The sequence below is a fragment of the Micromonospora sp. NPDC047753 genome, from assembly GCF_040642735.1.
Lineage (GTDB): Bacteria > Actinomycetota > Actinomycetes > Mycobacteriales > Micromonosporaceae > Micromonospora.
On sequence record NZ_JBEYSL010000175.1, the window covers coordinates 1 to 12381 of the forward strand.

12 protein-coding genes and 1 pseudogene are annotated in these 12381 nt (G+C 71.0%); 10 read left to right on the top strand and 3 right to left on the bottom strand.

Translation table 11 applies throughout. The annotated features are described in order from the left end of the window. Window positions 1–60 precede the first annotated feature (60 nt). On the bottom strand, window positions 61–309 hold the full coding sequence (locus ABZ749_RS16760; protein ID WP_357228581.1) for a DUF2630 family protein: 249 nt from the start codon (window positions 307–309) through the stop codon (window positions 61–63). 442 nt (window positions 310–751) lie between these two features. On the opposite strand from ABZ749_RS16760, the gene ABZ749_RS16765 reads away from it, so the two are divergent. The 9 genes from ABZ749_RS16765 to ABZ749_RS16805 all read left to right on the top strand — a co-directional run bounded on the left by ABZ749_RS16765 (window position 752) and on the right by ABZ749_RS16805 (window position 10470). Then, window positions 752–2089: a cytochrome P450 gene (locus tag ABZ749_RS16765; RefSeq protein ID WP_357228597.1), complete on the top strand. Its 1338-nt coding sequence runs from the start codon at window positions 752–754 to the stop codon at window positions 2087–2089. After that, window positions 2086–3003, top strand: coding sequence for a terpene synthase family protein (locus tag ABZ749_RS16770; RefSeq protein WP_357204175.1), 918 nt, complete (start codon window positions 2086–2088; stop codon window positions 3001–3003). The genes ABZ749_RS16765 and ABZ749_RS16770 overlap by 4 nt, the downstream gene beginning before the upstream one ends. Continuing rightward, window positions 2996–4612: a prenyltransferase/squalene oxidase repeat-containing protein gene (locus tag ABZ749_RS16775; protein WP_357228583.1), complete on the top strand. Its 1617-nt coding sequence runs from the start codon at window positions 2996–2998 to the stop codon at window positions 4610–4612. Before ABZ749_RS16770 ends, ABZ749_RS16775 begins: the two co-directional genes overlap by 8 nt. A 124-nt stretch (window positions 4613–4736) precedes the next feature. Beyond that, entirely contained in the window at window positions 4737–7298 is a 2562-nt protein-coding gene (locus tag ABZ749_RS16780; protein ID WP_357228586.1) for a nitrate- and nitrite sensing domain-containing protein, read from the top strand. 81 nt (window positions 7299–7379) lie between these two features. Further along, entirely contained in the window at window positions 7380–7802 is a 423-nt protein-coding gene (locus ABZ749_RS16785) for a roadblock/LC7 domain-containing protein (RefSeq protein WP_091403761.1), read from the top strand. A 5-nt stretch (window positions 7803–7807) separates the two neighbouring features. Next, entirely contained in the window at window positions 7808–8194 is a 387-nt protein-coding gene (locus ABZ749_RS16790; protein WP_030337267.1) for a DUF742 domain-containing protein, read from the top strand. Next, window positions 8175–8786 (top strand): ATP/GTP-binding protein, encoded by a 612-nt coding sequence (locus ABZ749_RS16795; protein WP_355009975.1) that lies wholly within the window; start codon window positions 8175–8177, stop codon window positions 8784–8786. The genes ABZ749_RS16790 and ABZ749_RS16795 overlap by 20 nt, the downstream gene beginning before the upstream one ends. 95 nt (window positions 8787–8881) lie before the next feature. Further along, window positions 8882–9208, top strand: coding sequence for a YciI family protein (locus tag ABZ749_RS16800; protein ID WP_357207438.1), 327 nt, complete (start codon window positions 8882–8884; stop codon window positions 9206–9208). Between the two features lie 5 nt (window positions 9209–9213). Beyond that, window positions 9214–10470: a sigma-70 family RNA polymerase sigma factor gene (locus ABZ749_RS16805; RefSeq protein WP_357228589.1), complete on the top strand. Its 1257-nt coding sequence runs from the start codon at window positions 9214–9216 to the stop codon at window positions 10468–10470. A gap of 263 nt (window positions 10471–10733) precedes the next feature. On the opposite strand, the gene ABZ749_RS16810 is transcribed toward ABZ749_RS16805, so the two are convergent. After that, the gene (locus tag ABZ749_RS16810) at window positions 10734–10907 is read right to left on the bottom strand and encodes a DUF397 domain-containing protein (protein ID WP_357228592.1); all 174 of its coding nucleotides are present in this window, start codon (window positions 10905–10907) and stop codon (window positions 10734–10736) included. Here ABZ749_RS16810 and ABZ749_RS16815 point away from each other — a divergent pair, their 5' ends adjacent. Further along, window positions 10908–11123 carry a hypothetical protein gene (locus tag ABZ749_RS16815; RefSeq protein ID WP_357228595.1) on the top strand — a complete coding sequence of 72 codons (216 nt, stop codon included), beginning with the start codon at window positions 10908–10910 and terminating at the stop codon, window positions 11121–11123. It begins immediately after the preceding gene. Between the two features lie 72 nt (window positions 11124–11195). Here ABZ749_RS16815 and ABZ749_RS16820 read toward each other — a convergent pair. After that, window positions 11196–12287: pseudogene (locus ABZ749_RS16820) on the bottom strand (aconitase family protein); the annotation flags it as partial. Window positions 12288–12381 lie beyond the last annotated feature (94 nt).

The following is a 12381-nucleotide window of genomic DNA, read 5'->3' on the forward strand; positions in this document are numbered from 1 at the left end:
GGCGGGCCTGCGCTGATCGGAGCGGGTCGGGCGGCCGCACCGCCCGACCCGCCACGTCGGCTATTGCAGGTAGCGCTCCACCTCGGGCTTGGGGCGTTCGCCCTGGGCGTCCGGGTCGCCGTGGGTCTCCCGGGCGGCCCGTCGGCGGCGTAGCAGGTCCCAGCACTGGTCGAGGGACTCCTCCAGGGCGCGCAGCCGCTCGCTGGCCTCGCCCTCGGTGCCCGACTCGTGGGACTGGGCGTCGGCACGCAGCTTGTGTTCCTCGTCGACCAGCTCGGAGATCCGGTTCAGGATGGTCTTGTCGTCCATGCCACAGAGCCTGGCACAGGGTGTCGGGCGTCGCCCGGATTCGGGGGTACCGGTGCGTCCCGGATCACCGACCCGCATCGGTCGGCCCTCCGTCGCCCTGGCGGAGAGGTGGCAGCCCGGCCGGCGGGATGCGGCCAGCTTCCGCCCGTCGTGGTGGCGGGGTCGGCCACCCGGCGGGTGCAACTCCTGAATATCCATTCTGGATTTGCTCGACGTAGAACATCGATGGTTGTACGTGCGCTTAGATGGAAATTGCGCTGTCCGCAAGTCTGGAGGTGCCCTCCGTTTGGTGAGATGCTTCCGGCGGCCCATAAGGTGAAAGTTTCATCAACCTGACCGACCGAAGTGGACAATCGCGGTCGTCGGGACGACGAGGAGACGTGGTTCGATGTCGCAGGTGTCCGAGACGCGCCCCGTCACCCTCAGCGCCGAGCCCCGGACGATCCCGTTACGACGCGTTCTCCCGGCACTGGCCCGCGATCCGCTGGGCGCACTCGTCGACTTCGCGCAGGACGCCGGCGGTGACGTCGTCCGGCTCAACCTCGGCTCGTTCCGCCCCTATCTCGTCAGCCACCCTGAGCACCTGCAACGCATTCTGCGGGACAACGTTGCCAACTACACCCGGGACGGCGACGGGTTGCTCTGGCGCCCCGTACGCCGAATCGTCGGCGACGCCATCCTGGTCGCCGAGGGTGAGATCTGGGAATCCAGCCGAGGCGCGCTGCAACCGTTGTTCACCGCCAAGCGGGCCGAGATGCTCGTCGACAGGATGGCCGAGGCGATCAACGAGGCGGTCGACGAGTGGCTCGAACCGGCCCGCGCCGGTCGCCCGATCGACGGCGGAGCCGAACTGACCCGGATCGTCCTGCGCACCACAATGCGGGTGCTCTTCGCCGACCGGATCTCGGTGCCCGACGCGCTGCGGATCAGCGCCGCACTGGACACCGTCACCACCGCGATGCTCCCCCGACTGCTGATGCCCGTCGTGCCGTACGCGGTACCGATGCCCGGCGACCGGCGCTTCCGCGAGGCGGTGCGCACCATCGACGAGGTGGTGCTGCCGATCATCCGGGAGGCCCGGGCCCATCCCACCGACGGCGAGGACATCATCTCCACGCTCTGCCGGCCGCGCGCCGACGGCAGCGAACCCGACGAGTACGCGATCCGCGGCGACGTGGTCGCGATGTTCTCCACCGCCACCGAGACCACGATCGCCCTGCTCTCCTGGCTCTGGCCGGTGCTCGGGTCCCGGCCCGACGTGGCCGAGCGGATGACCGACGAGATCGAGCGGGTGGTCGGCGGCGAACGGGTCGGACGCGAGCACCTGCCCCAACTGCGCTACGGCCGGATGGTGCTCGACGAGATGCTGCGGCTCTATCCGGCCGGCTGGATGATCCCGCGTACCGCGGTCGGCGACGACGTGCTGGGCGGGGTACGGGTCAAGGCCGGCGGCACCGTGCTGGTCAGCCCGTACGTGACCCAGCGGATGTCGACCTTCTGGACCGACCCGACACTCTTCGACCCCGAGCGGTTCGCGCCGGAGCTGCCCCGGCGGCGTTACCGCTACTCCTACTTCCCGTTCGGCGGGGGCCCGCACCAGTGCCTCGGTCAGTACCTGTTCCTGCTGGAGGCCCAGCTCATCGTCAGCACCGTGCTGAGCCGCTACCGTTTCCGGCTGCGCGAACCGGTCGATCTCACCCCCCGGATGGGCGCCTCGCTGCAACCCAAGCAACGGGCCGAACTCATCCTCACCCCGGTCGAGCGCCCGGCCGCATCGTGACGGGTACCCCGCGACCGGCGCGGGCCGGTCAGGACGCGGTCGCCGAGCAGGGCCGCGTGTGCGCACTCGCCGTACGGGGCGTACGCGACCTTCAGACCGTCACCGCCGCCCATCCCGAGCTGTTCGACGCCGCGCCGTTCGACCCGGCACTGCTCAGTTCGGTGGCCACGGCCATCGCCTTCACCGCGCCGTGGCACACCGCCGCCGAACTGCGGATCACCACCCGTACCCTGCTCTGGGTCTTCGCCGCCGACTGGCAGGTCGACTACCTCGCCCGGTCCGTGGACGACGTCCGGGAGGTCGTGAATGACTGCCTGGCGGTGGCCGACGGCGCCGCGCCGCCACCCGGGCGGCACCTGGCCCGACTGCTGGCCGACCTGCGCGACGAGCTGACCACCGTGCCGGCGTTCACCCGGCGGCGCCCGATCTGGCGTGACGAGCTGGCCCGGATGCTCGACGCCGTGGCGCGGGAGTGGGACTGGAAGAACCTGCCGACCGACCCCACCACCGGGCGACGCCTGCCGGACCTGGACCGCTACCTGGACAACGCGGACAACCTGGCCTGCTCCTTCGTCAACGCCACCCACTGGATCGCGACCGGTGACGACCGGACACTTGCCCAGTTGACCGACCTGCTGGACGCCGGACGTGGCGTGCAGCGGGTGCTGCGGTTGGTCAACGACCTCGCCACACAGACACGTGACGCCGAGTGGGGTGACCTGAACGCCCTCTCGCTCGTCGACGACCCGGCGCAGGTGCACGACCGGCTGGCCGAGCTGACCGCCCGCTCCCGGGGTGACCTGGCCGCCCTCGCCGAGCGGTGCCCCCGTCAGGCGGACTACCTCAACCGGCAGATCTCCTTCACCGGCGGCTTCTACCAACTGTCGGACTTCTGGGGACTGCGCGATGAGTGACTGTGGCACCCGCTTCCTCGCCGACGCGGCGACGACCACCGAACCGGTCGCCGACGCCGCCCGCGAGCTGGTCGCCGGCCTCGGCCTGCGGCCGTGGGGGGAGGTCGCCGCGTCCGTGTACGAGACGGGGCGGCTGGTCGCCGTCGCCCCCTGGCTGACCGGGCACCACCAGCGGATCGCGTTCCTGGTGCGCACCCAGCGCCCGGACGGAGCGTGGGGCCCACCCGAGGGGTACGCCCTGGTGCCGACGCTGAGCGCCACCGACGCGCTGCTCGCCGTGTTGTCCGACGGCAGGGCCGGGACGGAGCTGCTCGCCCCGGTGGCCCGTGGGCTCCGCGCGCTCGTCGACACGCTGCTCCGCACGGACGCCCGGACCCTGCCGGACACCCCCGCGCTGGACCTCATCGTTCCGGCGCTGGTCGACACGATCAATGGCCGGCTCGCCGGGCTGAAAGGAGCCGCCGCCGACCGACTGGCCCGCGCGCCACTGCCGCTCCCGGCCGGGCTGAACCGGGACCGGCTGCGCGCGGTGCGGTCCGCGGTGGCCGCCGGAGCGGCGCTGCCGCCGAAGTTGGCCCACTTCTACGAGATCCTGGACGCGGCACCCCCCGACGCCGGCCCCACGCTCACCGCCGTCGGCGCTTCACCCGCCGCGACCGCGGCCTGGCTGAGCGTCGCCGGCCCGGCTGCCGGCCCCGCCGCGTACGCCTTCCTGCGGGCGTTGATCCGCGACGGAGGTGGCCCGGTGCCCTGCCCCGCACCGATCACCGTCTTCGAGCGCGCCTGGGTGCTGAGCGGTCTGTACCGGGCCGGGTTCACGATCGACCCGCCGGCCTCGGTCCTGGAGAGCCTGACCGCTGCCACCACCGGCCAGGGCATCGCCACCGGCGACGGCCTGCCGACCGACGCGGACACCACGGCGGTCTCCCTCGACGCGTTGGCCCGACTCGGCCGTCCGGCGGACCCGGCCAGCCTGTGGGCGTACGAGACGGCTGACGGCTTCTGCACCTGGCCGGGGGAGGACGGTTTCTCGGTCACCACGAACGCCCACGTGCTGGACGCCTTCGGTCAGTACGTGAGCCGGTACTCGGACGCGGACGGTCGCTACCACCGGGCGGTCGACCGGCTGAGCGCGGTGCTGACCGGGCGTCAACGCGCGGACGGTGCCTGGCAGGACAGGTGGCACGCCTCGCCGTTCTACGCCACCGCCTGCTGCGTCCTGGCACTTGCCGAGTTCGGGCGGGGCGCGGCTGCCGCCGAGGCGGTGGATCGGGCAGCCGCCTGGGTGCTGGACAGCCAGCGCGCGGACGGCTCGTGGGGGCGGTGGGACGGCACCGCCGAGGAGACCGCGTACGCCCTCCAGGTGCTGTTGACGGTGCCGACGACGGTGCCCCGGGTCGACGCGGCCGTGGCGCGCGGGCACGCCTACCTGCACGAATCCGCCGCGCGGGAGCACCCTCCACTGTGGTACGGCAAGGAGCTGTACTGTCCGACAGTCATCGTTCGCGCAGCGGTGCTCGCCGCCTGCCGACTGGCCGGCATCCGTGCCGCCGGCGTGGACCGATCGGTGGTGGATTGCGGTTACCAGTCAACAAAAACAGCGACTTGAGGGGTTGTGTGGACACTGCTAGCGTACGCAGAGCCTCAGCCCCGGATGCCCCGCTGTGGTGGGACGTCGCCCCCTCTGATCATTCGTTGATGAGCTGAGTCAACGCCCGGCCTGGGACGGTTCAATGCGCTCTCGCGGTACCAGTATCCGCACCAAGGTTGTCGCCCTGCTGCTCTCCCTGGTCGCGCTCTGGATGTTCGCGGCGTGGGTGACCCTGCGTGACGGCTTCAATCTCCTCGGTGTCCAGTTGCTCAACAGCAAGGTCTACACGCCGAGCGAGCCGCTGCTGCAGGAACTCCAGGTGGAGCGGCGGTTGACCCAGGCGTACCTGAGCAATCCCGAGGCCGCGCAGCGGACGGCCCTTGAGGCCGAACACCGCAAGACCACGCAGTTGGCCGGCGCCTTCGCCGACTCGGTGCGCAACTGGCAGGTCGACATGGCCGGCAGCTCCGCACTGGACAACCAGCTCCGTATGACGATCGCCCAGGTCGACACGTTGAAGCAGACGCGTGCCGAGGTGCTCGACCGCAAGATCGATCGGATCGCCGCCGCCGAGGCGTACACCGGCGCGATCGAATCGATCTTCCAGATCTACGACGTGACAGGCAGCCTGGACGACAAGCAGATCGCCGGCGAGGCCGCCGCCCTCATCCAGCTCAACCGGATGAAGGAGCTGGTCTCGCAGGAGGACGCACTGCTCAGCGGCCTCTTCGGCAACGGGCGGATGAGCGGTGCCGAGTACGCCCGCTACGTCGCGCTGGTCGGCGCGGAGCGGTTCGTCGGTGAGGAGACCCGGGTCCGGCTCGCCGACGCCGACCAGCGCCGCTACCAGCAGCTCGTCGAGGGTGAGGCGTTCACCCGACTGCGCGCCGTGCAGGACAGCATCATCCGCGAGGGCCGGCCGTCGACGCAGCTACCGGTCGGCGCCGAGCAGTGGCGCGGCACCGTGGAACCCGCGCTGGCCGAGATCAACGACGTCGTGGTCGACGGCGGTGAGGGCATCGTGGACCGGGCCACCGGCGTCGCCGTGATGGTCGTCGTCCGGCTGGTGCTCGCCACCGGTCTGGGCCTGCTCGCCGTCATCGCCTCCGTCGTCATCTCCATCACCACCGCGCGGAACCTGCTGCGCCAGCTGGAGCGGCTGCGACAGGCCGCCTGGCAGCTCGCCGACGAGCGGCTCCCCCGGGTGGTGGACCGGCTCGGGCGCGGCGAGGAGGTCGACGTGGCCACCGAGGCGCCCCCGCTGGAGTTCGGCACCGACGAGATCGGTCAGGTCGGCAAGGCGTTCAACGCCGTTCAGGAGACCGCCCTGCGCACCGCCGTCGAGCAGGCCGACCTGCGTCGCAACGTCCGCGAGGTCTTCCTGAGCCTGGCCCGACGCACGCAGGCGCTCGTCCACCGTCAGCTCACCCTGCTCGACGCGATGGAACGCCGCGAGCACGACGCGGAGGAGCTGGAGGACCTGTTCCGGGTCGACCACCTCGCCACCCGGATGCGGCGCAACGCGGAAAACCTGATCGTGCTCTCCGGCTCCACCCCTGGTCGGGCCTGGCGGCGCAACGTCCCGATGGTCGACGTGGTGCGCGGCGCCGTGGCCGAGGTGGAGGACTACACCCGGGTCAACGTGCTGCCGCTCGGTCCTGTCTCGCTCGCCGGCCGCGCGGTCGGCGACGTCATCCACCTGCTCGCCGAGCTGATCGAGAACGGCCTGTCGTTCTCCCCGCCCCACACGACGGTCGAGGTCCGCGGTCAACTGGTCTCCAACGGCTTCGCCATCGAGATCGAGGACCGTGGCCTCGGCATGAGTGAGGAGGACCTGGCCGCGGCGAACCACCGGATCGTCGACCAGTCCGAGCTGAACCTCGCCAACGCCGCCCGCCTCGGGCTCTACGTGGTGAGCCGGCTGACCGAACGGCACGGCGTGCGGGTACGGCTCAAGGAGTCCGCGTACGGCGGCACCACCGCTGTCGTGCTGATCCCGCTGGAGCTGGTCACCGAGGCCGACGCCTCCCCGGAGGACTCCGGCTCGTTCCGGACCGGCTCGGCCATCCCGATGCCGCCGGCACCCGCCACGGACACCGGCCGTACGACCCCCCTCGCACCGGTCGCGCTCGCCGCACCGACGACCACCACGTCGGAGGTGGCGGTGACCTCGGCGGCGCCGAATCCAGCCGACGCCACCGCGCCGACGACGGACGGGGAGACCGAGGCGGAAACCGTTCTCCCCACCCGACAGCGGACCACCCCGGCAACCAGCGCCCCCGACCTGCCCACCCGCGCCCGGCGCGGGCCCGCTCAGCCAGCCTTGGAAGCCCCGACAGTGCCCACCGGGCTGCCCGCTGTCGACACCACCCGCCCGGAGACCCCCGGCGAAGAGGCGGCCCCGGCCGGCGACGGTGGGCCGGCGCCCGCCAGCGCCGATGCGGAGCGGACCGACTCCGGCCTGCCCGTCCGGGTCCGACAGGCGAACATCGTTCCCGAGTTGCGAGACGACCCGGCGGTGTCCGAAACCGACGACGAGGATGTGGTGCGCCCACCGGAGCAGGTTCGCCGGATGATGAGCTCCTACCAGACCGGCACCAGGCGTGGGCGGACCGACGCGGCGCGGCTGCTCGGCGGCGCCTCCGGCGCACCGGTGACGACGACGCCGTCCGAGCCGGCCGACGAGGATCCACAAGCGACCTGACCGAGCACCGACGACGCGCGGTGTGACGGTCGAGCCCCAGACGAACAACGGCGCACAGCCGGGCGAGAAGAGGACGACGAAGTGACCCAGAAGACGGCTTCGAGCGCCGACCTGACGTGGTTGCTGGATGACCTGGTGGGCCGGGTGAAGCAGGCCGAACACGCGGTCGCGCTCTCCACCGACGGCCTCCTGATGGCCTCCTCGCAGGGGTTGAGCCGGGACGACGGCGAGCACCTCGCTGCGATGGCGGCTGGCATCCAGAGCCTCGCGCGGGGCGCCGGCAAGCGTTTCGGTGGCGGGCAGGTGCAGCAGACCATCATCGAGATGCAGTCGTCGTTCCTGTTCGTCACCGCGGCGGGCCGCAACGCCTGCCTGGCGGTACTGGCCAGCGAGGACGCCGACGTCGGCCTGATCGCCTACGAGATGGCGATGCTGGTCACCCGGGTCGGCAAGTACGTCGCATCACCGTCGCGCGGCACTGATCAGCAGGTCGGCGAGAGGTAGCGGCGATGACGGTCCAGGGGGAGTCCGCAGACCATCAGTGGGTGGATGACCACGCGGGCCCGGTGGTGCGTCCGTACGCGGTGACGCGTGGTCGGGCCCGCCCGGTCACCGGCACGTTCGACCTGATCTCCCTGGTCACGGCGACCCGAGCCGAGGTCACGCCCGAGGTCGGTCTCGGTCCCGAGCACTTGGCGATCGTCGGGCTGTGCCAACGCATACAGTCCGTCGCCGAGATCGCCGCCCATCTCGACCTGCCGGTGGGCACCATCAGGGTGCTCCTCGGCGATCTGGCGGCCCGCAGCCTGGTGCAGGTCCGCGAGCCGCAGACCACGGCCGGTCTTCCCGACAACAGCATCTTCGAGGCGGTAATCAATGGACTACGGGCACTCTGACCGGCCGGCGGGAGCGACGCCACTGCCCACCGCGATCAAGATCCTGGTCGCGGGCGGCTTCGGCGTGGGCAAGACGACGATGGTCGGCGCGGTCAGCGAAACCCGGCCGTTGCGCACCGAGGAGGTGCTGACGGAGTCGGGGGTCGGCATCGACGACCTGTCCGGGGTGGAGAGCAAGACCACCACCACCGTGGCCATGGACTTCGGCCGGATCACCATCAGCGATGACCTGGTGCTGTACCTGTTCGGTACGCCGGGGCAGGACCGGTTCTGGTTCGTCTGGGACGAGTTGGCGTTGGGGGCGATCGGCGCGGTGGTGCTGGCCGACACCCGCCGGCTCGCCGACTGCTTCCCCTCGATCGACTACTTCGAGGGTCGGGGCACGCCCTTCGTGGTGGCGGTGAACTGCTTCCAGGACGCCCGGAAGTACCGGCTCGACGAGGTGCAGGCCGCGCTGAACCTGGACCCGGGTGTGCCGGTGCTGCTCTGCGACGCCCGGCAGCGTGAGTCCAGCAAGGAGGTGCTCGTCACGCTGATGGAGCACGCCATGAAGACCCGCGAGGCCCGCCGCCGCGCCGCCAGCGGAGACTGACCGGAATTTTTCGGGGGAGGGTGTCCGGAACGCTCCCGGCCGATCGTCATGCTGGCGACACCCCGAGAAACCAAGGGAGCGATCAGATGAAGTACATGATGTTCGTTTGCAGCGACACCGAGCCGGACACCGACCCCACCGAGCTTCCCGACATCGACAAGTGGGTGGCGGAGAACGACTCTCGTGGCCGCCGCCTGACCGGCAACGTACTGGGGCCGACCAGCGCGGCCACCACCGTCCGCGTTCGCGACGGCGAGCTGCTCGTCTCCGAAGGGCCGTTCGCGGAGACCGCCGAGGTGATCGTGGGCTTCGACCTGCTCGACTGCGCCGACCTGGACGAGGCGATCGAGGTGGCCCGCACCCACCCGATGGCACGTGAGGGGCGACTGGAACTGCGTCCGTTCGCGGACCTGTCCGACTGACGAGGTTGTCCACCCCGCCGCGCCGGCCGGTGCGCAACCCGGCACCGTCCGACGCGGCGGCGGAGGCCGTCGCGGTCGCCGGCGTCGAGGCGTACCCCCGGATCGTCGCGACCCTCATCCGGGTCACCGGGGACTGGGCGTTGGCCGAGGACTGCGCCCAGGAGTCGTTGACCGTCGCGCTGGAACGTTGGCCCACCGACGGTGTGCCGGGCAACCCGGGCGGCTGGCTCATGACCGTGGCGCGCAACCGGGCGATCGACGTGCTGCGCCGGGCCACAGTGGAGCGGCGCAAGCTGCACGACCTGGCGTTGCTCACGCCCGATGACGCGCAGCCCGAGCCCGAGGTGGGGCAGGACGTGGTGGACGACCGGTTGCGTCTCATCTTCACCTGCTGCCATCCGGCGCTCGCGATCGAGGCCCGGGTGGCGTTGACGCTGCGGACGGTCTGCGGCGTGCCCACCGCTGACATCGCCCGCCTGCTGCTGGTCAGCGAGTCGACGATGACCCGCCGGTTGACCCGGGCGCGCACCCGCATCGCCCAGGCCGGCATTCCGTACCGGGTGCCGAGCGGGCCGGCGCTGACCGAGCGGCTGCCCGGCGTCCTCGCCGTGCTGTACCTGCTGTTCACCAGGGGTTACGTCGCCGACGGCGAACCGGCCTTCGCCGACGAGGCGGTCCGGCTGGCCCGGCTGCTCGACCAGCTGATGCCACACCAGTCCGAGGTCGCCGCGCTGCTGGCGCTGCTGCTGTTCCAACACTCCCGTCGGGACGCCCGCCGCGACGCCGCCGGCAACCTGCTCACCCTGCAACGGCAGGACCGCGACCGGTGGGACCGCGCCGCCATCGCCGAGGGCCTGACCGCCCTCGATCGGGTACGCCAGGACGGGCCGTACGCGTGGCAGGCCCGGATCGCCGCCAGCCACGCCACCGCCGCCTCGGCCGACGAGACCGACTGGCAGACGATCGCGCGGGCCTACGACGCGCTCGCCGACCTGCGCCCCTCACCGGTGATCGCGCTCAACCGCGCGGTAGCGCACGGCTACGCGTACGGGCCGGTCGCCGGGTTGGTAGTCCTCGACGCGGCCCGCGCCGGGGGCGGGCTGGACGACCATCCGCTCGCCGCGGCGGTGCAGGCCGATCTGGTGGCCCGGCAGGGCGACCGCAGACGCGCGGCAGGACTGTTCCGGGAGGCGGCGGCAGCGGTGGGCTCGACCGCCGAGCGCCGTGCGCTGCTGGACCGGGCCGACGAACTCGACCGGTAGCGGAGCGGCCGCACGGCACCAGGAGCGGTACGTCGGTCATCTGAACCGGCACCGCCTCGCCGATCATGGAGTTGTGGTGGGCGACAAAGCCCCCGTGAACCGCCAAACCAGGCACCACCACTCCATGATCGACGGACCGGGTCTGTCCCCGCTCCGCGATCTTGCATTTTCTGTCCCGACACAAGGGACAGAACCGCTCATGTCGACGACCGAAACTGCAAGATCGGCGCGATCTGTCGCTCGACACACGACCGCGGGGAGGGTCAGCAGCGCTTGGCCATTGCCACGAACCTGGTCCAGGCCGTCCTGTCGAAGGCGAGCGCCGGACCTGCCGGGTCCTTCGAGTCGCGTACGACGAGGAGGCCCGCGCTGTCGCGCTGCGGCTGCGCTGAGCAGTCACCCCTGTCGGCGCAGGCGGCGATCGATATGGTGGCCACATGGCACTGCCGTTCGTGGTTACTCTGCGCGGTTACGACATGCGTCAGGTCGAGAGTCTCTTCGCCGAGGTCGATGAGGCTGTGGCCTCTGACAGTGCAGTGTTGCGGGCTGCCGCGCGGGACGCGCTTCGGGCGACCACCCTGCGACGGCGGTTACGGGGTTACGCGTGCCGCGCCGTGGATGACGCGGTAGCCGAGCGACTACGGACGCTCTGACAGCATCCCTCGCCTGGAACGGTGAAGGCCGCCCCCGCCGGAGCGGGAGCGGCCTTCACCAGCCGTACGACGTCAGTTGGCGATCATGCGGCGCAGCACGTACTGCAGGATGCCGCCGTGCCGGTAGTAGTCCGCCTCACCGGGGGTGTCGATCCGCACCACGGCGTCGAACTCCACGCCGGTGTCGGTGCTGACCTGCACGGTGCGCGGGGTATCACCGTCGTTCAGGGCGGTCACCCCGGTGATGGTGAACGTCTCGGTGCCGGTCAGGCCGAGCGACTCGGCGGTGACGTCCACCGGGAACTGGAGCGGCAGTACGCCCATCCCGATCAGGTTGGAGCGGTGGATCCGCTCGTACGACTCGGCGATGACCGCCCGGACGCCCAGCAGCATCGTGCCCTTGGCCGCCCAGTCCCGCGACGAGCCCGAGCCGTACTCCTTGCCGGCCAGGATGACCAGCGGGATGCCAGCCTCCTGGTAGGCCATCGAGGCGTCGTAGATCGAGGTCTGCTCGCCGGTGAGGTGGTTGACGGTGAAGCCACCCTCCACCCCGGGCACCAGCTGGTTGCGCAGCCGGATGTTGGCGAAGGTGCCCCGGATCATCACCTCGTGGTTGCCCCGGCGGGAACCGTACGAGTTGAACTCGTGGCGCGGCACGCCGTGCTCGGCCAGGTACGTGCCGGCCGGGGAGTCCGCCTTGATCGCGCCGGCCGGCGAGATGTGGTCGGTGGTCACCGAGTCACCCAGCTTGGCCAGCACCCGTGCGGCGGAGATGTCGACGACCGGGCTCGGCTCCTGCTGCATGCCCTCGAAGTACGGGGGCTTACGCACGTAGGTGGAGTCGTTCTCCCAGGCGAAGGTGTCGCCGGTCGGGGTCGGCAGCGACTGCCACCGCTCGTCGCCGGCGAAGACATCGGCGTACGCGGCGCTGAAACCGGTGGCGCCGATCGCCTGGGCGATGACGTCCTGGATCTCGGCGCTGTTCGGCCAGATCTCGCGCAGGTAGACCGGGTTGCCCTCGGAGTCCTCACCGATCGGCTCGTTGGCCAGGTCGATGTCCATGGTGCCGGCCAGGGCGTAGGCGACCACCAGCGGCGGCGACGCCAGGTAGTTCATCTTGACGTCCGGGTTGATCCGGCCCTCGAAGTTCCGGTTGCCCGAGATATGTCGGGTTCGGCGGGGTCGAGCACCGCCACCAGTGACCATCGCGCCGATGAAGCGCCTACGATGGTTCGAGACTGTCTAGGGGAGCGTTGAT